The 23,173-nt window shown below is 51.0% G+C and carries 13 protein-coding genes and 1 tRNA gene; 11 read left to right on the top strand and 3 right to left on the bottom strand.

Annotated features, from left to right (window positions below; translation table 11 throughout):
- Positions 1 to 263 precede the first annotated feature (263 nt).
- The 7 genes from IEY53_RS04710 to IEY53_RS04680 all read left to right on the top strand — a co-directional run bounded on the left by IEY53_RS04710 (position 264) and on the right by IEY53_RS04680 (position 10,170).
- Positions 264 to 4,688: a bifunctional 2',3'-cyclic-nucleotide 2'-phosphodiesterase/3'-nucleotidase gene (locus IEY53_RS04710; RefSeq protein ID WP_189022443.1), complete on the top strand. Its 4,425-nt coding sequence runs from the start codon at positions 264 to 266 to the stop codon at positions 4,686 to 4,688.
- A 155-nt stretch (positions 4,689 to 4,843) separates the two neighbouring features.
- Positions 4,844 to 4,927 (top strand) — tRNA-Leu (locus IEY53_RS04705).
- Positions 4,928 to 5,028: 101 nt separating this feature from the next.
- Positions 5,029 to 6,420 (top strand): MATE family efflux transporter, encoded by a 1,392-nt coding sequence (locus IEY53_RS04700; RefSeq protein ID WP_189022442.1) that lies wholly within the window; start codon positions 5,029 to 5,031, stop codon positions 6,418 to 6,420.
- Between the two features lie 106 nt (positions 6,421 to 6,526).
- Positions 6,527 to 6,952 carry an SRPBCC family protein gene (locus tag IEY53_RS04695; protein WP_189022441.1) on the top strand — a complete coding sequence of 142 codons (426 nt, stop codon included), beginning with the start codon at positions 6,527 to 6,529 and terminating at the stop codon, positions 6,950 to 6,952.
- A gap of 1 nt (position 6,953) precedes the next feature.
- On the top strand, positions 6,954 to 7,280 hold the full coding sequence (locus IEY53_RS04690) for an ArsR/SmtB family transcription factor (RefSeq protein WP_189022440.1): 327 nt from the start codon (positions 6,954 to 6,956) through the stop codon (positions 7,278 to 7,280).
- A 367-nt stretch (positions 7,281 to 7,647) separates the two neighbouring features.
- Positions 7,648 to 9,075, top strand: coding sequence for an aspartate ammonia-lyase (gene aspA, locus IEY53_RS04685; protein ID WP_189022439.1), 1,428 nt, complete (start codon positions 7,648 to 7,650; stop codon positions 9,073 to 9,075).
- A gap of 6 nt (positions 9,076 to 9,081) precedes the next feature.
- Entirely contained in the window at positions 9,082 to 10,170 is a 1,089-nt protein-coding gene (locus IEY53_RS04680) for a threonine aldolase family protein (protein ID WP_189022438.1), read from the top strand.
- A gap of 386 nt (positions 10,171 to 10,556) precedes the next feature.
- On the opposite strand, the gene IEY53_RS04675 is transcribed toward IEY53_RS04680, so the two are convergent.
- Positions 10,557 to 14,726: a S8 family serine peptidase gene (locus tag IEY53_RS04675; RefSeq protein WP_189022437.1), complete on the bottom strand. Its 4,170-nt coding sequence runs from the start codon at positions 14,724 to 14,726 to the stop codon at positions 10,557 to 10,559.
- Between the two features lie 537 nt (positions 14,727 to 15,263).
- Here IEY53_RS04675 and tgl point away from each other — a divergent pair.
- Positions 15,264 to 16,007 carry a spore coat transglutaminase TGL gene (tgl, locus tag IEY53_RS04670; RefSeq protein ID WP_229695995.1) on the top strand — a complete coding sequence of 248 codons (744 nt, stop codon included), beginning with the start codon at positions 15,264 to 15,266 and terminating at the stop codon, positions 16,005 to 16,007.
- Position 16,008: 1 nt separating this feature from the next.
- Here the strand turns inward: tgl and IEY53_RS04665 are convergent, their stop codons facing one another.
- Together IEY53_RS04665 and IEY53_RS04660 are read right to left on the bottom strand one after the other, a co-directional pair.
- A complete protein-coding gene (locus IEY53_RS04665; protein ID WP_189022435.1) occupies positions 16,009 to 17,622 on the bottom strand; it encodes a response regulator transcription factor in 1,614 nt (537 codons plus the stop codon).
- On the bottom strand, positions 17,597 to 19,453 hold the full coding sequence (locus IEY53_RS04660) for a sensor histidine kinase (RefSeq protein WP_189022434.1): 1,857 nt from the start codon (positions 19,451 to 19,453) through the stop codon (positions 17,597 to 17,599). The genes IEY53_RS04665 and IEY53_RS04660 overlap by 26 nt, the downstream gene beginning before the upstream one ends.
- Positions 19,454 to 19,591: 138 nt before the next feature.
- Between IEY53_RS04660 and IEY53_RS04655 the strand changes: the two genes are divergently transcribed.
- The 3 genes from IEY53_RS04655 to IEY53_RS04645 all read left to right on the top strand — a co-directional run bounded on the left by IEY53_RS04655 (position 19,592) and on the right by IEY53_RS04645 (position 23,159).
- Positions 19,592 to 21,061 (top strand): ABC transporter substrate-binding protein, encoded by a 1,470-nt coding sequence (locus IEY53_RS04655; protein ID WP_189022433.1) that lies wholly within the window; start codon positions 19,592 to 19,594, stop codon positions 21,059 to 21,061.
- Positions 21,062 to 21,249: 188 nt separating this feature from the next.
- Positions 21,250 to 22,239: an ABC transporter permease gene (locus IEY53_RS04650; protein WP_373293799.1), complete on the top strand. Its 990-nt coding sequence runs from the start codon at positions 21,250 to 21,252 to the stop codon at positions 22,237 to 22,239.
- A gap of 29 nt (positions 22,240 to 22,268) precedes the next feature.
- Positions 22,269 to 23,159 carry a carbohydrate ABC transporter permease gene (locus IEY53_RS04645; RefSeq protein WP_189022432.1) on the top strand — a complete coding sequence of 297 codons (891 nt, stop codon included), beginning with the start codon at positions 22,269 to 22,271 and terminating at the stop codon, positions 23,157 to 23,159.
- Positions 23,160 to 23,173: the final 14 nt, after the last annotated feature.

Here is a 23,173-nt window from a genome sequence, read left to right as displayed (position 1 = left end):
TTCAAGCTCCTTCTAAACGGTTATTATCATTTGGGACAAACTCCCATCCATGATTAACCATTTAAGCGCTCTCTAAATCAGATCTGAGAAAATTATTATCCGGGAAGCTTCATACATTCCGTATCCCCTTCTTGATGTGTTAGTATATTTAACATAATTCACTATCAATTTTACAAAACTATTGATATTCCCTGAGAGTTGTGTGATATAATATCCCCGCAATGTTTAAATTTGAGAGATTCATAGGGGAGGATTACTACTTTATGGGATGGAAGACAAAATGGAACAAGCCGATGGCATCCGTGCTGGCCACTGCAGTATTGTCTATGCAAGTGCTGGGCGGAGTGGCTGTAGGCACCGTTTGGGGTGCAGGCAAAGCCGAGGCGACTCCGTTGGAACCTGGAACGGAATCTGTAGCGGAATCTGTAACAGTTGATCTCCGGATTATGAGCACAACGGATGTACATACCAATGTGTACGGTTGGGATTATTTTAAAGATGCACCTTCGGTAACGGTCGGTCTGGACCGTACGGCTACTCTGGTTACTTATGCCAGAGACGAGCAAATCAACAATCTCCTCCTCGACAACGGCGACCTGATTCAAGGTACTCCGCTGGGTACGTATGTGGCTCAGCATTCGGGGTTTATGGAACCAAAAAATGACAGCAAAATCCATCCCATGATTGCGGCTATGAATATTATGAAATATGATGCGGCCACTATGGGGAACCATGAATTTAACTATGGTCTGGAGTTCTTGAAGCGCACCGTGGAGGGAAGCACCAGCAATGCATCGGATACTGAAGCAAAGTTCCCTTATCTGAGTGCAAACGTGTATAAAGATGATCATGATAATAATCCGGATAATGATGTAAATGCTTTTGAAGCCTATCAAATTATCCCTAAAGTAGTAAAAGATAAAAATGGCGTCGAGTATACGGTGAAAGTAGGCCTAATCGGTCTGGTAACCCCGCAAATTATGGAGTGGGACAAGGTGAACCTGGAGGGCAAGGTCATTGCCAAGGATATTGCCGAGACCGCCCGTAAATTCATCCCTGAGATGAAGGCGAAAGGTGCAGAGGTTATCGTAGCTATGGCGCACTCCGGCTTTGATGCTACTGCCGCCGAGGGTGGAGCACTCTCCGAGAATGCAGTCAATGAACTCAGTAAAGTTCAGGGCATTGATGCCATTACGTTCTCGCATACCCATAAGGTATTCCCGACAGGAAATAATGCCACGCTGGATGTATCCTTTAAGGATCCGGCTACCGGGCAGCCTTATAACCAAGAGGGGGTATCCGTTGTAGACAATGTGTATGGACACATTAACGGGACTCCGGCTGTACAAGCCGGCTACGGCGGCGCTTATCTGGGCCTCATTGACCTTAAGCTGGAGAAGGGCGGCGACGGGAAATGGGGAGTGAATAAAGCTGACTCCAAATCGTCTACCCGTTCGATCTACCAGACGGTCAAGGTGGACGGAGTGAACAAGAATATTCCGAACGTTGACCCTAATCCGGCCATCGATGCGGCGATTATGGCCGATCATGAGGCGACCCGTGTCTACACCGACACCAAGCTGGGCGAGACCACGGCGCCATTGAACAGTTATTTTGCCATGGTGCAGGATGATCCTACCGTTCAGATCGTGACTGATGCACAGAAATGGTATGTGGCAAATTACATCAATACCAATCTTCCACAATACAAGGATCTGCCGATTCTTAGCGTAGGCGCACCGTTCAAAGCAGGACGCAACGGCCCGTCAGAGTATACGGCAATCAAGCAGGGCAACCTGACGATCCGCAGCGCGAGTGACTTGTACCTTTATGACAATACCCTCAAAGCCATCAAGGTAAAGGGTTCAACAGTCAAAGAATGGCTGGAAATGAGTGCAGGTGCATTCAATACAATCAAGCCGGAGCTTACAACGGAACAGCCTTTGCTCAGTGAGACTTTCCAGGTCTTTAACTTTGATGTGATTGACGGTATCAAATACCGTATTGATGTGACCAAAGAACCAAAATACGGAGTGGACGGAAAGTTAATTAATCCGAAATCCAGTCGTGTGAAGAATGTAACCTTCAACGGAGCGCCGCTGAACCTCAATCAGGAGTTCATCGTTGTGACCAATAACTACCGCGCCAGCGGCGGCGGTAACTTCCCGACTGTCAAAGGTTCAGAGATGATCGTGGATTCTCAGGAAGAGAACCGTCAGATTCTGATGGATTATATTACAGCCAAAGGGACTATTGATCCGACAGCCGACGGCAACTGGTCTTTGGCTCCGCTTCCGGCCAGCACGAATGTTACTTTTACCAGTACACCTGATGCTGCAGCGGTATTGCCGGCTTCTATTACCGATACCGGTAAACGGAACGGCAAGGATTTCGGAATCTACAAGTTCGATCTGTCTAACCAAGAGCCGCTGGCTCCTGAAGACGTAGAAGTCCACCTGATTGGCATTAACGACTTCCACGGCCAACTGGACACGGTTTCTACGGTGAGTGGCAAGTCTGTAGGAACAGCAGCGATTCTTGCTGCCTATCTGAAAGAAGCACGCGCTAAATATCCGAACACCCTCCTGTTCCATAACGGGGACTCTGTAGGCGCGTCGGCCCCTGTGTCTTCGCTTGAGAAGGACGAGCCGACTATGGAATGGATGAACCTGATGAAATTCGATGTGGGTTCACTGGGCAACCATGAATTTGACCAGGGTGTTGCGGCGTTGAAGGCTCAGATTTTTGGGGGGCCTAACCCGAAAGACACCAAAATCATTCATGCAGGCGCTAATTTTGACTACATCAATGCGAACGCCGTGGATGCGGCAACCGGTAAACCGATCATCAAACCATATGTGATCAAAAACGTAGGCGGAATCGACATCGGCTTCATCGGCCTTGTGACCAAGTCCACGCCAAGCAAGGTATCTCCTGCGGGGACAGAAGGTGTACGTTTCCTTTCTGTAGAAGAAGAAGTGGCTGCAGTAAACAAATATGCCAAAGAACTTCAGGATCAAGGTGTGGAGACCATTATTGTGCTTGCACATGATCCGGCCTCGACCAAAGATGGTGTGACTACGGGTGAAGCTGCGGATCTGGCCAAAGCACTTCCGGCAGATTCTCCGATTGACGTAATTGTGGCGGGCGACAACCATGCCCTTGCCAACGGCACCGTGAACAACAAGCTGATTGTACAGGCGTACTCTTACGGTACGGCGTTTGAAGACATCAAGCTGGTTATCGACTCTGACACGAAGGATGTCAAGGTGAAAACCGCGACTGTGGAGTCTACGTTCCATGAAGGTAAAACACCGGATGCTGAAACAGCTGCTCTGGTGAAGAAGTATCTTGACAAACATCCTGAACTGACTAAACCTGTAGGGACTACAGACGGAACAGTGACCCGCACAGATACTTACACCAAGGAATCTGCCCTGGGTAATCTGATTGCCGATGCTATGCGCAGTGCTAACTTTGAGGATGGTGCAGGTCCTGCGGACTTTGCCTTCATGAACCCGGGCGGCATTCGTGCCGATCTTCCAAGCGGCAATGTAACGTTTGGCGATCTGGCCAAGGTGCAACCGTTCGGCAACACGCTGGTGAAGCTGACGCTGACCGGTGCGCAAATCAAGACATTGCTGGAGCAGCAATGGAATGTCAAAGCGGATGGAACAGCTGATATCAAAACGCTGCAAATTTCCGGACTTAAATACACAGCCAACATGTACCTTCCGGTTGCAGAGCGTATTTCCAGTCTTACGCTGACCGATGGAACACCGATTAATCCGAACCAGAACTACACGGCTGTAGTGAATAATTTCATGGCAGCGGGCGGGGATAACTACAAAGTTCTGACCCAAGCCAGCAAGTCCCTGGCCGGTCCGATTGACCTGGATGTATTCTACAATTATATTGTGAAGACTTTCCAAGGCGGTCCGATTAAGGCGGTTATTGAAGGACGTATTACGAACAATATGGCACCTGTGTCCACGCCGGCTCCTGGCGGCGGAAGTGGTGGTGGAAGCGGAGGCGGGACAGTTCCGGTTCCGACCGCTACGCCAACTCCGGCACCGTCTGCTACACCTAGTGCTACGCCTGCAGCCACAGCAACACCGGCAGCAACTGCAGCGCCGGCCCTTACCTTCAAGGATCTGGGCAAGGTAGCCTGGGCCAAGGAAGCTATCGAGTTTTTGTATGAGAAAGGGATCATTAACGGGCTGGATGCCAATACCTTTGCGCCAGCCAAAAACGTGACCCGCGCCGAATTCGTTACTATGCTGGTTCGTGCCTTGAATCTGCAAGCTACCGGAGCAGCAAGCAAGTTCTCGGATGTCAAGGCAGGTGCATGGTATGCGGATTATATCGCGGCTGCCGTACAATCAGAACTTGTCAAAGGAACGGGCAACGGCAAATTTGAACCGGGACGTGAAATTACCCGCGAAGAAATGGCCATTATGGTTGCCAATGCGCTGAAGGAAAAGCTGCAGCCGGTGGACAACAATGCCGAACTCAGCAAATTCGGCGACAAGGCCAGCATAGCCTCCTATGCCAAGGAATCTGTTGCTCAGTTGACCAAACTGGGGATTATCAACGGTGTAGGTGCGGCCAAGTTTGCACCGAAGAGTATCGCAAACCGTGCACAGGCTGCGGTTATCGTCTACCGCATGCTGGAGCAGGCTTCATAGAGCTTTACCACGGCATGATTAGTCAATAAGACGCAATAAGGATTCCGGCCGTTTTCTTCGGAGAATGGCCGGAATTTTTTTTGTATTTTCTATTGCTCTTTTCTTGGAAGCATGGTATATTAATTCTTGCACTGCGTTACAAGTTTTCATTTCTTGCGGTCGTGGCGGAATTGGCAGACGCGCACGGTTCAGGTCCGTGTGGTAGCAATACCGTGGAGGTTCGAGTCCTCTCGACCGCATCCTTAGATAAATAAAGGCAGTGCTCATCAAGCAAGCTCTTCATATGAAGAGCCTTTTTTCTTTTTCAGGAGCCAAAATTCCAAGTAAAAGAAGTGAACTTATGCCAGAGCCCAAGTTAAATCTGAAGCGCGGTCATCTATTTCTCGATAAGTACTTTACCGGTGAATCGATAGACTACCGTCAGATGATTGCGTTGTTCCTCCCCTTGCTGATCGATCAGGCTTTCGTCGTTGGGCTGAATCTTGTGAATACGGCCATGATCAGCTCGTCGGGTGTGGCGGCGGTGAGTGCAGTGAGTATGATAGATTCACTGAATATTTTTCTGATTAGTGTGTTCATAGCGGTATCTACCGGGGGAACCGTAGTGGTAGCGCAGTATAAAGGCAGCGGCAATGAGCTGATGGTGTCCAAAGCCGCCGCAGGAGCCGTCTCCTCCGTCTCTCTGATGGCCTTATGTATTGGTTTGTTCGGTATTATTCTCCATAATCCGCTGCTGCAGCTGCTGTTCGGTTCGGCCTCACCGGAAGTCATGGATCACGCCCGGACCTATTTGATCGGGAGCAGCGTGTCCTACCTGGGGATTGCCGTGGTCGAGGCGGTGTGCGGGGCGCTGCGCGGTATTGGCAGAACGACCGCTTCCTTGTACCTTTCACTGATTATGAACCTGCTGTATGTGGCTTTGAACTTTGTGTTTATCAATGGCCTGAATATGGGCGTTCTGGGCATGACACTGTCGGTGAACATCGCCAGATACATAGGGGCAGCCTGTGCGCTGTATTACTTGTTCCGGCTGGACAGCAGCCTGCATATCAAGCTGCGGGATCTCCTGCTACTGAACTGGTCGATGCTCAAAAAAATCATGTTCATAGGCCTGCCCTTTGCGGCGGAACAGATGTTTTTTAACGGCGGCAAGATTCTGACCCAGATCTTTATTGTCAGTCTTGGCACCTATGCCATTGCCACCAATGCAATTGTCTCTTCCCTGGCCGGGGTCATGCAGATTCCCGCCAATGCTTTGTCCCTGACCCTGATTACGGTGGTCGGCCAATGTATGGGAGGACGTCAGGTTCAGGATGCGCGAAAATTTGTGAAATCCTTTCTCGTGCTGTCGTCGGCTTCGTTTGTGCTTATGGGCGTGCTGATTCTGCCCTTTTTCTATCCGCTGGTCTCTCTGTTTCATCCGCCTGCCGAGATCGTGGGCGATATCTTTATCGTGCTGCTCATCAATACGATTGCCCAAATTCCGTTATGGTCGGCCAGCTTTATTACACCTTCGGCGCTGCGGGCTGCGGGTGATTCCAAGTTCACCTCCATGGTCTCCATGCTGTCGATGTGGCTATTCCGCGTAGTGCTGGGCTACCTGCTCGGCATCGTGTTTGGCTTCGGAATTATCGGCGTGTGGTTAGCCATGAATATCGAATGGGGCATCAGGGGCACCATATTCCTCAAGCGTTTCTTTGGGGATAAATGGGTCCGGCACCGTCTGATCTAAGGAAGAGACCCTACGGGGTCTTTTTTGTTTTAGTTGACGAAATACCGTTGGATCTATAAAATCAATGTAACACCTTAGGGTGTTACATTTAATCTGGAGGGAACCTATGAATACACCGCAAGCATTGCCGCCGATTATAAAAAAGATTGTCCTACAGGCTCCGATAGAACAAGTATGGAAGGCTGTGGCCACCTCCGAAGGGCTGGCATCCTGGTGGATGCCCAATACCTTCGAGCCCGTGCTGGGCCATGAATTTATCCTGCATGCGGGGCCTTTCGGAGATTCCCCTTGCAAAGTAACCGAGCTGGACGCACCGCACCGGCTGAGTCTGGACTGGGGCAAGGATTGGCATCTGACGTTTGAATTGCAGGCACTGGAAGAAGGGAAGACGGAATTCACGCTGATTCATTCGGGCTGGGATGCCGGCAAAAGCACGGAATTCGGGCAGCCGCACCCGGTTATCCGCGGAATTATGGAAGGCGGTTGGGAAGGCATCGTCTCCGAGAAGCTTCCCGCAGCAATCGGGGTCTGAAATGGGCGAACCCGCCTTTAAGCCCGATGTGTTTCAAGCCGTTGCCGATCCCACCCGGCGCAGGCTGCTGACGCTGTTAGCGGACAAGGAGATGCCGATCGCCGCCATCTCGGACTGTTTTCCGATCAGCCGATCAGCCGTCAACAAACATCTGCATGTTCTGTTGGATGCCGGACTGCTGCACAGCCGCCGAACCGGCAGGGAGACGCGGTACAGGCTGCGGCCGGAGCCCTTGGCGCAGCTTAAGGATTGGCTGGCTTTTTTTGACCAATACTGGGATGACAAACTGGCGTTGCTTAAACAATACGTAGAGTCGGAGAATGAATAGCAGTTATAGAGAAGAGACCTGTTGAGGGTCTCTTTTTGTTTTTAATGAATTGAGCCCAAATCATTCTGCTCATCGTCAACGGATAATACAGGTGCGCCGGGAGAAAATGTAGAACAGTTAAGACCGAAATCAGCAAACTTCAGGAAGAAAACAAACAGCTGAAAGACGAAAATGACAAATTAAAAGAGGAAACGGCCGCGGTGGGCACAAGTTTACAAACGGAAACAGTGGAGGTTGCTCCGTCTGGCCGGTTGTAATTGACGGAAACGCCGAGGTAATAACAGCTAAGGCAAACAAGGTTTTGCCGGAGCCGATGCTTTCATGTATGCTTGAGATTGACCGTAGCATTTAATTCGGGAGGGATAGTATGACGAGCGCACCATTTCGTACAGAAAAAGATTTTTTGGGTACCAAAGAGGTTCCGGTAGACGCCTATTACGGAATACAGACCTTGCGGGCGCTGGAGAATTTTCCGATTACCGGCTATACGATCCACCGGGAGTTGATTATTGCCATGGCTGTTGTCAAGAAAGCGGCTGCTCTAGCGAATATGAAGGTGGGCCGGCTGTATCGGGGGCTTGGTGATGTCATCGTTACGGCTGCCGAAGAGATCATTGCCGGCCAGTGGCATGACCAGTTTATCGTCGATCCGATCCAGGGCGGCGCTGGCACATCCGTGAATATGAATGCCAATGAGGTGATCGCCAATCGTGCACTGGAGCTGCTCGGCAAGGAAAAAGGCGATTATTTCAGCCTCAGCCCCAACTCCCATGTGAACATGGCGCAGTCGACCAACGACGCTTTCCCCACGGCCATACATATCTCCGTACTGCGCATGTTGGATGGACTGCTCGCCACAATGGGGCGGATGCATGATGTGTTCCAGCAGAAAGCCCAGGAGTTCGACCCTGTAATCAAAATGGGCCGCACTCACCTGCAGGATGCTGTTCCGATCCGGCTGGGTCAGGAATTCGAAGCTTACCGGCGGGTGCTGGCCCGCGATATTGAACGGATTGCAGGCACCCGGCAGCATCTGTACGAGGTTAACATGGGGGCAACGGCTGTAGGGACAGGCCTTAACGCCGATCCTTTGTATATTGGCTATGTTGTGGAATATCTGGCGGAGATTACGGAGCTGCCATTAACCACCGCCGAGCATTTGGTGGATGCTACTCAGAATACCGATGCCTACACCGAGGTATCGGCCTCCCTCAAGGTCTGCATGATGAATATGTCCAAAATTGCGAATGATCTGCGGCTGATGGCTTCCGGCCCGCGTACAGGCTTTAATGAAATTTCCCTGCCCTCCCGTCAGCCGGGGTCTTCGATTATGCCCGGCAAGGTGAATCCTGTCATGGCAGAGGTAATCAATCAGGTGGCTTTTCAGGTCATTGGCAATGACCATACGATCTGTCTGGCCTCGCAGGCCGGTCAGCTTGAACTGAATGTGATGGAGCCGGTACTGGTCTTTAACCTGATTCAGTCGATCAGCATTATGAACAATTCGTTTCGGGTATTCACGGATTATTGTCTATCCGGAATTGAGGCCAACCACGAAAAAACAGCCCGCGATGTTGAGACAAGTGTAGGGATTATTACGGCAGTCAATCCGCATCTTGGATATGAGACAGTCTCGCGAATTGCCAGGGAGGCGATCCTCTCCGGTAAATCGGTGCGCGAATTATGCCTGAAATATAATGTGCTGTCCGAGGAAGAGTTGAACCTGATTCTGGACCCTTACGAAATGACACACCCGGGAATAGCCGGGGAGAAGCGGGAAGCTGAGGGGGAGTAGGAGCAGATGAAGGAGCATCTTACATTGCTAGAGGCGTTTAATGAAACGCCCAATCCTGTGACAGGTCATGGAAAAAGAGAGGTCTCGGTCTTAACCGCAGCGTTTCGGGAGATAGAGGACACTCTGGCCAGTGATATATATGGAACGGGAAAAGTAATTGAAGAGTTTGAAGCAAAAATGGCGAAGGTGCTTGGCAAAGAGGCTGCCGTATTTTTTCCCAGCGGCACCATGGCACAGCAGATTGCCTTGCGGATCTGGTGTGACCGGCAGCAGCTGAAAAGAGTGGCCTATCACCCTCTATGCCACCTGGAAATTCATGAACAAGATGGTCTGAAGGAGCTTCATCATATAGAGCCCATATTGCTGGCGGATAAAGATCGTCTGATCCGGCTGGAAGATGTGGTGAATCTGGAGCAGGATATTTCCTGCCTGCTCCTGGAGCTGCCGCAGCGAGAGATTGGCGGGCAGCTGCCCGAATACGCCGAACTGGAGGCTATATCCTCCTATTGCCACAAGAAGGGGATCAAGCTCCATCTGGATGGGGCCAGGTTATTGGAGAGCCTTCCTTATTACGGGAGAACGGCTGCCGAGGTCTGTGGGCTGTTTGACAGTGTCTATATCTCCGTCTATAAAGGGATCGGTGGTATTGCCGGAGCGGTTCTGGCCGGGGATAAAGAGGTCATGGAAGAGTCGAAGATTTGGAAACGTCGGCATGGCGGGGATTTAGTTAGCCTGTATCCATACATCCTCACAGCGGACTATTATTTCGGGTTAAGAGAACAGCGGATGGGCCAATATTATGAGGAAGCCAAGGAACTGGCGGCTTATTTCAATGCCTGTCCACGGGTGTCCACCCTGCCGGAGGTGCCGGTGACCAACATGTTTCATGTGCATTTCTCCCTGCCCCAAGAACAGCTTGAGCCCCTTCTGATTACTGTTTATGAAGAAACGGGCATAGGTTTGATCTCGTCATTGCGGGAGAGCGGTTCCGGCACCTGCTTCAATGAGGTGACCATCGGCGACCGGTATGCGGCACTGCCCAAAGAGCGGCTGAAGGAGGCCTTCCGGCTGCTGCAAGAGGGATTGTCTCGGTGAATGGAGGCAAGGGCTGGCGTAGCGGTTTGAGATAGTGCGTTCTTGGACTGCATTTTGTGCATCGAATTGCGGGCAAACCTAGCTTATTTTTGATTTGGCTGCATTTTGTACATCAGGAACAGCAGAAATAGCTGAAATAGCCAATTCTCAAATTTTCAATGTACAGAATACATCAGAATGGACTTTTGAGCGCAGCCAGAGCGATTTTGGTGCACAAAATACATCATAACCGCAATTCTCCCTGATCTGGGGACGGGACTGCATGAGCGAAGGTGAAAACGTAAGCCTCACGCCGCCCCAGCCGATTCTGCGTAACAAAAGAGCTGTCCCCAGCCAGTTGATGGCTTAGGGGACAGCTCTTTTTGGTAAGGCCTATACGCCGTGGCTTAGTTGATCAAGCCGGCTTTGCTCAGCAATTGGTGGAGTGCTGCAGCGGCAGCCTCACGGGTTGCAGAGGCAGTAGGATTGAAGTTCGATCCGTTGTCACTGCTGATTACACCGGCAGCGGACAAGGATTTGATGCTCTCTTTGGCATAATTGAAAATCTTGGCATCATCGGCATAGGTGCTGAAAGATGGGTTGGCGACTTTCAGCTCTACTCCTGTTAATTTCAATGCCCGGCCCAGAATGACGGCCAGCTCCTGACGGGTTACTTTATCGGTAGGAGCAAATTTGCCTTTTCCGGTTCCCAGAATCAGGCCGGCTTCATATGCAGCAGCAACATCATTCGCATACCAGTCGCTGGCCTTCACATCCGTGAAAGTAGAAGCGGCGGTGGAGCGAAGTCCGAGAGAGCGGGAGAGCAGTGCTGTGAATTCGGCACGGGTCAGGTTGCTCTTCGGCGAGAAGGTTGTTGCAGAAGTACCTTCAATAATCAATTTGTTGGCCAGGGCCGTAATTTCCGAAGCGGCTTTGGAAGCGGCAATGTCCGTAAAGGAGACTGGACGGCTCACCGCAGCGTATACGGAGAAGCCCGGACGGCTTACTGTAACAATAGTTGATCCGTCGGCCTGTTTCGTGAATACAGAAGCGACCGGAGTAATTTTGCTGTTCTCTTCAAACAGTACACCGGCTGTATTAGGTTCAATGCTGCCTGGCACTGTAAAGGATCTCTTAAGGAAGACATCATGTGGCACTTTAAGCGCTGTACTGCCGGAAGCGGTAGTCCAGTTCGCTTCAAACGAGATTGGGGTTCCGATTACTTTAGAACCCGCAACACTGGCCGTGAATTTCGATGTTTGGTCCTCGGCTTTTCTGATGATCAGCGTAAGGCCGGCATCAGCTGCGCCTTTGGAGAATAAGGATACCGGCAGAGCGAATGCAGAGCCTGCGACATTGACCACCACGGTGCTTTTCGCCGGAGCGGCAGTCAACTGCTTCACTTGCTCGGCTGTCAGCACAACCTGGGCTGTACCGTCAGTCAACGACGGAACCGAGATAATTACAGCCACTGGCGCATTGCCTGCCGTAGCCAGTGCGTTCTTCAGATCATTGTCAGTCACTTTGATTGTAGTTACGCCATCTGCAGAAGAGGTTGCTGCTGTAATCGGTGCTTGCTTAAGGCCTTGCTCAATCACTGCATTAGCGGAAGCACTGGCTGCAGGTGCTGTGGTTGGTGCCGGTGTAACTGTGGTTCCACCACCACCACCGCCACCACCGCCACCGCCGGTGCTTTCAAAAGAATTATCGACCCGGACGGAAGTATAGGCAGTGTAATACGGATCGTTGTCACGATCAATGGATACCGGCGCAGAAGTTACCTTTACTGGAGCGGCGGTAATATTGATTTTATAAACGCCATCTTTCAGATGTTCTACGGCTGGTTTGCCTTGGGCATCCAGTTTAGGTGCCCCGTCTTCACCGTAAGGGTGATAGCTGCCGCCAAATCCTTTGAAGGTATAAGTGCCGGGTTCAAAGGACTTGGTCAGGTCGCCCGTATTCTTGGCTTCGAGATAACCGATAGCCTCATCATTCATATCTACGATTTCGATATGGTAGTAGTTGGCATCTTTAGCCTTGAGCTTGTATGTGAGATCCGTGGACTGCTGGTTGCTGCGGTTAGGGTAAATAACGGTATTGGTCAAGGCTACTTCCTGAATGCCTACGCCGTTGTCCGGCAGTTCAGTGCCCACATACACGGTGAAAGGCAAATGCAGTGCCGGCAATTCCGGACGGCCTTCAACTTTCAGGTTGATTTGACCTTCATAAAGAGCGTCTTTTTTCGCTTTTGCATCCACATTCAGATTCATGGCAAAAGATGTCGCCGAACCGGCTGCGGCAGTCACGCTGCTGCTGGTCAGCGAAGCGGTTATGCCCGCTGGATCCTCAAAATGCCATTCAACAGAAGCGGTGTAAGTCAATGCTTCACTGCCTGTGTTCTTGAGCTGCAGGTTCTTCACTTTGGAGCTGCCTGGTGCAACAACCCCAAACGCAGCGGAGGAATTATAGTTAATTACATTTTGCGGATTGTGATTCTTGTCCAGAATGGTGATAGGTTCCAGGGACTGCAGCAATGCCGGTGTGTTGATGGCATTCTCGATGTTGATCCGTCCGGCCCCTTGCTGATAGACATCGAAGGGTTCATACACATCGTCGGTCACAGCTGTGCCTACATCTGCCGTATTGGCCAGTGCAGAGCGGATATCAAACGGCGACCAGGCCGGATGGGCCTCTTTGATCAGCAGGGTGGCTCCGGCTACATGCGGAGTGGCCATGCTTGTACCGTTCAGACGGCTGTAAGCCTTCTCGTAGGTAGCCTCCTTGTCATATTTGCCATAGGCAGGATAGGTGGACAGGATGCTTACTCCCGGAGCGGTAAAGTCTGGTTTGATGCTCATTTCAGGATCTACATTTGGTCCAAAGGAAGTGAAGCTGGCCAGTGCATCGCCTGGATCTTCTTGAGGGTTGTAATCAGTGCCGAACTTGAACTGCAGTTTGTTGTCGGCACTCTCCAGCAGTGCGCGGGCCAGCGCCCGGCCTTCTGTACCTTTGATATCAAAGGTAGGGATGCTGTCGAAGCCGTCACCCAGCAAGGAGTTAATAAAGCCGTCGCGCCCTTCGATGGATGGGCTCAGATCCGCTTCCCCATTCTTGGCATTCCCGTTGAAAATAACAACGGCTCTGGCATTATGCTCCTTCGCAATGGCAATCTTGTCGGTGAATGCGAGCTGGCCGCGGGATAATAATACGATGGCTCCATTCACATCTTCGGTTGGATATTCCCCGGCGGAGCCCAAGCCTGCATAGACTACATCTACAGGCTCAGTGCCGACAATGGAGGCGAAATCTTCATTGGCCAGCTCCCAGGCCATGACGTTGAAGTCAAAATCCTGATACGTATCATAAGTTACAGATGACACGGAAAGGGCGGAAGAGAAGGTGCCCGAATATTGCTTGCTCGGGCTGGTCACGGCACCCACGGAGATTCCAAGCTGGGAAGTGGCCGGCGAGCCAAGTGTGAAATAACCCGGGCCTGCGTTGCCGTTGGCAATGACCGCTACAACGCCGGACAATACAGCGTTATTAATCGCAATCGCATCGGGGGAGTTCACATCTTTTTCTTCGTCGGAACCCAGGGACAGGTTAATAACATCCATGTCATCCTTGACTGCGCGTTCAATGCCGTCGATGACCTGGGCAGAAGAACCCGAAGAAGTGCTTGGGTCTTTCAGGTTGCGGCCGAGTACTTTGTAGGCGTACAGATCGGCACCGTAAGCTACGCCTTTGTGGGCAATCTCACCGGATCTATTGGCGAACTGTCCAATAATGGTTCCGGCTACATGGGTACCGTGGTAAGTGCCCGCGTAACCAACGCCGTACGGATCTTCTGTTTCAGTCAGAGGAACTTCCTCGTAAGGGTCGGCGTCATTGTAGAAGGAATCATAGCCGCCTTTGTAGGCTGCTTCAATGTCGGGGTGGGTATAATCAAGCCCTGTATCAATAACCCCTACCTTCAGGCCTTTGCCTGTGAAGCCCTTAGTCCAGGCCCAGTCGGCATGGATTTGCTCCAGCGGGCCATTGTCGTTCTTGGGGGTTACTTCTTCCGTGGCAACGGCGGTGTCCGCTTCACCGGGGATCGGATACCAGGTGCTGTTCTCATAGATGGACTTTACGCCGGAGATTTGAGCAAGTGCAGGGATTTCATTGGCGGGAATCGTAATTTCAAATCCGTTGAGTACGGTGTTGTATTTGTAGTTGACTTCTACGTCCAGTCCGGCCTTGTCGGCTTTGTTCAGGACCTCGGTCTGCTGGCTGTTCACAGCCGCTTCAGTGGCCGTAGAGGCCAGGGAGGAAATACCTTGCTTCGCGGCGTATTTGCCGACGGCTGCCGGCTGGCCACTGAGTTGTACAATTACGCGCACGTCTTTGGTGGATTGGGTATCGATGTCGGGGGAAATATAAGTTCCATTCAAGGCTTGATTTAGTACGATCGTGCTTTCGTTAAAAGTAGGCTGTACCGAGCTTGCCGCTGAAACTGCTCCAGGCACTGTGCTGATCGTTACTCCCGCGGACAGCGCCAGTATTGATAGTTTACGAGTTAATTTGCCCCACTCCAAAAAAATCCCTCCCAGTGTATGATGAATAACGCAAGTCTTCCAAGGCTACCTATGGAATGTATGTAGAACTCTCCTTTCCAAGAATTCGGGTTTAATTCCGTCTAAGATAGTTGGAAAAATGTTAAGAAGATTTTACCACCGGTTAAATGTAAAATCTATATGAAAATAAAATTTTTTTGCTAGAGTTACCTTACAAAAGTTTACATAGAAGGTTAAAAGCTTATGATATATAGCTTTAAAACTTCCATGTGGGTTATGATATGGGATTTTATTGAAATATTTATTTGCTGTTTTTGTAAATGATAGATTTGGGAATGGGCCTATTTACATAGATGCTTTTTGGAATAAAACATAGATTTTTTGTCGAACAATTGCTAAATCATAGGGAATTAGTAGGAGATTAGACAAGCTTGTACGGATTTCTGCAAATTGGCGGGAATTCTCTGCTTCAACTCCGCACCAACCCAGTTCCCGGCACGTACAATAACTTATATTTTGAACATTTAACCTTGAAGGGAGGAACACAGGGTGGCCTTTATGTACAACTCTCCTGAATCTCTGAATTTTGAGCGGCGCATGCGGGATAACATTATTGCATCGGCCAGGGCGCTTAATGACAGCGGGGCAGATTTCGCCACGTTCAAAGAGACGCGGTGCAACGAGCGTTTGTGGACACGCACAGATAATGGCGGGATACAGTTGCGGGAAGGCGTGTGGCCTTCGGCGGGAATTAACGATATTTTTTGGAATGGACAGTGGTATGCGTTTGAATGCGCAACGGCAATGGTGATCATTTTATACAAGGCAACGCTGGATACGATCGGTGAGCAGGTCTTTAATACGTATTTTCAAAATTTGTTCCTGTGGGACTGGAATTACGACAACAATCTGCAGCTCATCTCCACCCGCCGCCCGCAGGCCTTTATTCCCGGCGACATTGTATATTTCAAGAATCCCGATCATGATCCGGGCAAGCCGGAATGGCAAGGGGAGAATGCGGTCCTGCTCGGCCCCAATACTTATTTCGGGCATGGGATCGGCATCAGTACCGGCGAAGGCATCATAGCAGCACTGAACCAGGAGCGGTTCCCGGGGAGTGTCACCCCGGCTTATCTTACAGATGAAGGGGTTCATCCGGATTTTGAATATATCCGTACGCTTTCTTCCAGAATTGCCCCTCCACGGGCCCGGCCAGGGCGCTTTGAACCTGCGGTATTCGCAAGAATAGGGGCCCGGGCTTATATTTACAAGCCCAAATCCGGCAATCAGCCGGACCGGTAAGCTACAGCTTGCTGTGGTCTGAACGGTATTTCAGCGGATGGACCCCTACGTTTTTTTTGAATACGGTACTGAAATAATGGGGGTTCTCATAGCCGACTTTTTCCGATATTTCCATCACTTTAAGGTCGGTGGTCTGAAGCAGCTCCTTGGCTTTGCCCAGCCGGATGCGGGTGAGGTAGTCCGTGAGGGTCTCTCCGGTTTCTTTTTTGAAAATAAGACTGATGTAGTTGGGGGTCAGATAAACCTCCTCGGCAATACGGGAAATCGGGAGCTCCCCGGCATAACCGGTTTGGATAATGGCCTTGATCTTCTGCACGGTGCTGCTGTTGCGGGTTGTATTCCTGCTCTCCACCTGGGCCGTCAGATCGGAGAACAGCCGCAGCATGTACGTCTTGAGCTCGTTGATGTTCTTCTTGCGGTACAGTGTCTCCATAATGCTCATCCGGTCATGAACGATACCCTCATCAATTTCATACAGCGTCCGGGCCGAGGTGAAAATAATCTCCGCACAGATACTTTGGACATAGTCGATGGGCAGCTTGGGTTTGGTCAGCATAGCAAACAGCTGCTCCAGCAGCGCTGTGACCTTGGCGGTATTGCCGATCTTCAGTTCGTTCATAAGCTGGGCGTGAAATTTATAGAAAAAGGTGCTTTGGAGCGTCTGTGTATCGGGTTCGATGTCCTGAATGAACAAAATGGCCCCGCTCCCGGTATAAAATTTATAGACGAGTGCCTGGAGCGCGTCTTTATAGGACTCTTCAACCCGGGTCAGCTGGGGAACGTTTCGTCCTATGCCAATCGACACTGCCAGCTGCAAATATTGCTTAATGCTGCTGCTGATCTGCTCACATATGCCGGTCAGGAAGCTGACATTCAGATCCTCCGTACGGCAGAACAGCAGAATAAATTCATTCTCATTGGCCACAAAGCACAGTCCGCAGGGTGAGCTGTTCAGGCATTCATCGATAATGTTGAGGATAGAGAAGTAGAGCAACTGCTTATGTTCCTCAGAGAATTTGTCGACGGCGGTCTGATAATCATCCAGCTGCAGCACCCCAACGGTAACATAGTCCTGCCGTTTGACAGGAAGATTAAAAAAATCGATTTTGTCCCAAATTTCCTGCTCGCTCCGGTAAAGGCCGGTAATCAGATTGTGCAGGAATTTATCGCGGATCAGCGGCAGGTTGTCTTGGAGCTGCCGGCGCAGGCGTTCCATGTTCTTCTGATTTCCCTGTTCTTCAGCCAGCCGGGCAATCACCTGGGTAAAAAGCTCTCTGACCTCGGGCAGCTTGACGGGCTTCAGAATGTATCCCTCGGCGTTTACCTTAAGCGCGTTCCGGGCATAGGCGAAATCCTGGGCACCGCTGATAATAATGATTTTGGTAGGGCAGCCCGCAGCTCTAAGCTTCTCGGCTACCTGAAGACCGTCCAGCAAAGGCATCATAATATCGGTGAAAAGAATATCCGGCTGGTGCTTCAGGCATAATTCGTAGGCTTCCTGCCCATCCGCCGCTTCCGCCACAATCTCGATGCCGAATTCCTTCGGCCAATCGAACACATGAACCAGACTGCTGCGGATAAACGGCTCATCATCCGCGATAATCATCGTCAGCATCCGTGCCCGCCTCCTCCCATGTAGTCACAACCGGAAACCGTAGCACCGCCAGCAAGCCGCGCCCGTCCTCCAGATTCGCATAATAGCGGATTCCATACCCCTCGCCAAAAAACTGCTGAATCCGCATCTGCACATTACGGATGCCATAAGCTGTATGCTGCTGGTCCTTATCCGTCAGCAGTGCGTTTAACCGCCCGGGGTCATCGCCCAACCCATCGTCAAAGACTGAAATGCAGAGCAGCTCGGCGGAAGACTCCACCCGGATGCGGATGCGGCCTTTGCCGCGCCTTTTCTGGATTCCGTGAATGATCGCGTTCTCCACCAGCGGCTGCAGACTCAGCTTCACCACAAGACACTGCTCCAGCACTGCGGGGTCCGCCTCTTCCAGCTCATATTCGAGCTTATCCCGGAAACGGAAATGCTGAATCTGCAGATAGCTCTCCACCTGCCGCAGCTCATCCTTCAGCGGAATAATGTTTTTGCCTTTACTCAGGCTGTAGCGGAAGAAATCGGATAAGGAAGTCACCATCTGGCTGATCTCCGGGATCTCGTGATGAATGGCGATCCAATTGATGGAATCCAGCGTGTTGTAAAGAAAGTGGGGATTAATCTGTGCCTGAAGCGTTTGCAGCTCGGCTTCTTTTTTGCGCAGCTCCGTGACATACAGCTTGTCGATCAGGGCCTTGATCTGAAGGAGCAGCTTGTTGTAGCGGCTAAACAGATAGGCGAACTCATCCTTGCGTTTATAGCGGATAATGATGTTGAAATTGCCGCTTTCGGCATGGGACATCGACTGGATGAATTTGCGGATCGGTGCAGAGATATTCTCCGACAGCAGCAGGGCCATCAGGAGCGAGACCAGCATGCAGATCGCGAGTACGAGATACATGACCCTTTGAAAAGAGGCCAGTTCCCCGTTCAGCTCCCGTACCGGCGAGAAGGAGAGAATGGTCCAGCCGGTGGCTTCAACTTGTTTGTAATAGACCAGCATGGGCTCGCCCTGGAGGGTGTGCCGGAAGGAGTGAAACCCTGGTGAGGCAGGAATACTGCCAAGCATGCCGGAGTAATAATCCTGTGTGCTGAGATTCTGGCCAAGCAGAGTGTCATCCGGGCTGATCGCGATGGTTCCGGTCTGGTCGGCTACATAGATCCGGCTGCCTGGCGTTGGTTTGTAATGGTCCAGCAGCGGGCTAAGCTCGGCAACCGGAATATCGACGGTAAGCAGTCCGACATAAGGGAGCTGGGCATGGCGGATGCCGAATAACCGCTTGGCGAACTTGAGCGTGAACTGGGAATTAAGGGAACTGAGACCGACTACAGTGAAATTTGATCTCGCCGGAATACCCAGATACCAAGGCTTCAGAGAAATCAGATCCATATTATAGACCCGCCGGGAGAAATTATATTGGGTATATTCAGGACGGTTCAGCATATACAGCATAGGTACACCTTTGCCTCCGGTTGTGCCGTTCACCGGGAAATTCTCCAGTATTTTGTTCAGGGCGGTTAATTCATTTATGATGCCGGTGCTGTCGGTAGGCCTGTTGGAAGAGATCACATCGGCAAATTCATTATTCAGGTATAAAGAGATCATGGCATTGTCCGCGCTCTCAAACCGCTGGGCGAGATGATCCTGAATGAGATTGAGATTGTTCTCAATGGACGTGTTCATATTGCGTGTTATGATATCGGTCGATTTCTTATAAATCGTAATGGAGATAATGGTGGTGGGAAGAAGGACCAGAAACAGGAAGTAGAGAATTAGCCGGCTGCGGATGCTGAAATTGTACAGGAAGAGGGTTCTCGACAGTGTATCGTATAATTTTCTCACAGGCATCCTCCTCAGGTCTGGGCGGATGATTCTTTGGTTGCTATACTTTGGGTAAGATTTAGAATATATTAATAATTTTGAATGGCTGGTATACATTGTAAAACGCAGGGAGTGGCAGTGTCAACGAGGAGGTGGAGAATGAAACGTATGCTGGCAGTGCTCTGTGCTTTGTTGATTTGCGGGTGGGTGGTGTATATAGCTGTGTACGACCGTCCGCCGGGTAAGTTTGACTCGGGGCCGGCGGCCGAAATCAGCCCAAAGACGCAGATTAAGGTGGCCCTCCATGATTGGACGCAGAACCTGGAAGTGAAAAACGCTATCGAACGCTACAATCAGACCAATCCGGATCAGATCGAAATCCTGATAATGGATATATCAACAGATGTATATAACGACACCTTGAATATGCTTATGACCTCGGGTCAAGGGCCGGATGTGTTCAGTGTGGACAATGAATGGCTGGCAACCTATGTGAACAAGGACTATTTGGCCAATCTATCGCCGTATCTGGAACCGGCTGAGCTGAGCCGGTTCCCGGAATGGGCCGTGGATCTGGCGGACCGGAGTCTGTTTAAGGGCGGCATCTACTTCCTGCCTGCAAGTGTCGAGACACTGCGCTTCATCTACAACAAGGATTTATTCCGCAGTGCCGGACTGGACCCGGAACACCCGCCGGTAACCTTCGCGGAAATGAAGGATGCCGCTGCCAGAATCAGTGAGGCTGGCGTAGGAGTGAACAAACATGGCTTCGCACTGGCCGGCGGAGACGGGCAGGAGAGCCTGGAGACAGGGCTTGAGATGTCCGGTACGTACAGCGGTATTTATCACTATTCGTACCGGACGGGCCGCTATGACTTGAGCGTCTACAAGCCCTGGCTGCAAATGGTGCTGGATATCAAAGCACAGGGGAGTCTGTATCCGGGGGAAAACCTGCTGAAGCGGGATACCGCCCTGCGGCAGTTCGCAGAAGGCAATATTGGAATGATGTATGTGACCAGCAAGGATTATGTGAAGCTTCAGGAATATATGCCCAAGCCGGAATGGGGAGTCGTGCTGCCGCCTGCTGCGGATTCTTCCAAGGCCTGGGCCGGGGCACTGATGATGATGCCGCAATCCCCGCTGGTGGTCAATGCCCTGGCCCCGGCCCGTACAGAAGCGGTCAAGGTGTGGAAATTCCTGCAATCGGAGGAGTTTCTGACGCTCCTATACCGCCAGGGCCTTGCGCTGCCAGTCGTTGACGGGATTCTGGATACTCCGGCCGGGACAGGCGGGCTCGCCCATTTCAAGGAGTTCTATCCAACGCAGGTGGATTCCATTTATCCGCTAACCCCGCAGATTATGGACCAATATGACCCGAGCACGGTGTCCATTGAACCGCGGGCTTCGGGCGACCGGAGCAGAATGCAGCTGTATCTGCAGATTATTGCCGGGGAGAAGGCACTGGACCAGGCCCTAAAGGAAGAGACAGAGCGCCTTAACCAGATGCTGGATATCGCCGACACCGGGTATTACTTCAAGCGCGAAGAGTACATTTACCCCGGCTTCGACCCGAGGCATCCGCTGCTGGCGGAGAATCTGCTGAAGAGCCTGAGAGGAAGGCGAAATTAGGAAGGTTAGTATGTAACGAGCTGCCCCCAGTCCTTGATGACTGCGGGGCAGCTTTTTTTACATAGCCAAACTCTGTAGGATTTCAAACTTTTATTATAGATGGCCGTATTTAGCTTTGCCGGGTCTGCGAATACACTAAAAGCAGGGAACAAAAGAGAAGGCAAGAGGATGTTCGGGAGGCGGATAAAATGAAGGCTGGTGAGAAAGGGAACACGGCCCTTGCAGAGCGGGGGGTGCCCAATCCTGTTGGAAAAGTTAAAAAACCTACGGTGCTGAAGCATCTGCTGAAGCATAAGGTACTGCTGCTGATGCTGCTGCCGGGCGTGCTTTTTCTGCTGATTAACAATTATTTGCCGATGTTCGGAATCATCATTGCGTTCAAAAATATCAACTACGTCGACGGCATTCTGGGAAGTCCCTGGGTGGGTCTGGACAACTTTACCTTCTTGTTCGCTACCGAAGACGCGTGGATTATTACCCGAAATACGGTGCTGTACAACTTCGTGTTTATTGTGCTGAACCTGGTCATTGCGGTGGCGATTGCCATTGCGCTGAATGAGCTGCGGAACAAGCTGGCGGCCAAGTTTTATCAGAGTGTCATGTTTTTCCCGTACTTTCTGTCGATGGTGGTAGTCAGTTATCTGGTGTTCGCTTTCCTCAATGTTGAATACGGTTTCATTAATAAAGGTGTATTGGCAATGTTCGGGCTGAATGAGCTGAACTGGTATTCGGAGCCGAAATACTGGCCGTTTATTCTGCCGCTGATTAATCTCTGGAAGGGGGTGGGCTACGGCTGTGTCATCTACCTGGCCGCCATTATCGGGATTGACAACGAATATTATGAGGCGGCTTTGATCGATGGGGCGAGCAAATGGAAGCAGATTATTCACATTACGGTCCCGCTGATCCGCCCGGTCATTATTATTACAACCATTTTGGCGATTGGGGGTATCTTCCGTTCAGACTTCGGACTGTTCTATCAGACGACACTGAACTCCGGAGCGCTGTATCCCACGACGCTGGTCATCGACACCTATGTGTATAACGCGCTGATCAATATGGGGAACCTGGGCATGTCCGCCGCCGCCGGCTTATATCAGTCGGTAGTCGGATTCTTCCTGGTGCTCGGCTCGAACTGGATTGTACGCAAGGTCGATAAGGATCAGGCAGTATTTTAATCATGTCAAAGGGTTCGGAGGGACGCAGGATGAATAACGAAATCTCCAAAGTAACGAATACGATACTCCATATTATATTTATTGTGCTGGCCATTGCCTGTCTGCTGCCGATTGTACTGGTATTTATGATATCCATCACGGATCACGACTATATTGTAAAGAACGGGTATCAATTTATCCCGGAGAAACTCAGCTTCGAAGCCTATGCATATATCTTTAAAGACTACACGGTTATCGCAAAAGCTTATGGCGTATCCATCTTTGTCACCGTGGCCGGGACGCTGCTCAGTGTGTTCATCTCGTCCCTGTACGCCTATCCCATCTCCAGGACGGATTTCAAATACCGCGGGGCCTTTGCGTTTCTGATTTTTTTCACGATGCTGTTCGGGGGCGGCCTGGTGCCGTGGTACATGGTGTATACCCAGGTGCTTGATCTGAAGAACTCGGTCTGGTCTCTGATTCTGCCGATGCTCCTCTCTCCGTTTAATGTGCTGATTATGAAAACCTACTTCCAGATGTCTGTGCCTCCTGCACTGATTGAAGCTTCGACTATAGACGGGGCGGGCGAGCTGCGGACCTTCTTCCAGATTGTATTTCCGCTGTCGCTGCCGGTCTTTGCGACCATTGGCCTGTTCAATACGCTGCATTACTGGAATGACTGGTTCCACAGCATGATCTTTATTACCGACACCGACCTGTATTCCCTGCAATATCTAATGTACAAAATGATCTCCCAGGCCGACTACCTGAGCCGCAACGGGGCTTTAATCCAGGGCTCGGCGACCGAGATCGCCAAGCTGCCGGGTGAAACAATCCGCATGGCGATGGCCCTGATCGGGATTGGCCCGATCGTGCTGGCCTATCCGTTCTTCCAGCGTTATTTCATCAAGGGTCTGACGCTCGGCTCAATCAAAGGCTGATGCACAGCCTGGCT

This window comes from Paenibacillus albidus (assembly GCF_014644435.1).
Taxonomy (GTDB): Bacteria; Bacillota; Bacilli; order Paenibacillales; family Paenibacillaceae; genus Paenibacillus_AQ; species Paenibacillus_AQ albidus.
Note: the sequence above shows the minus strand (reverse complement) of the source record. Positions and strands in the feature narration are given on the sequence as shown.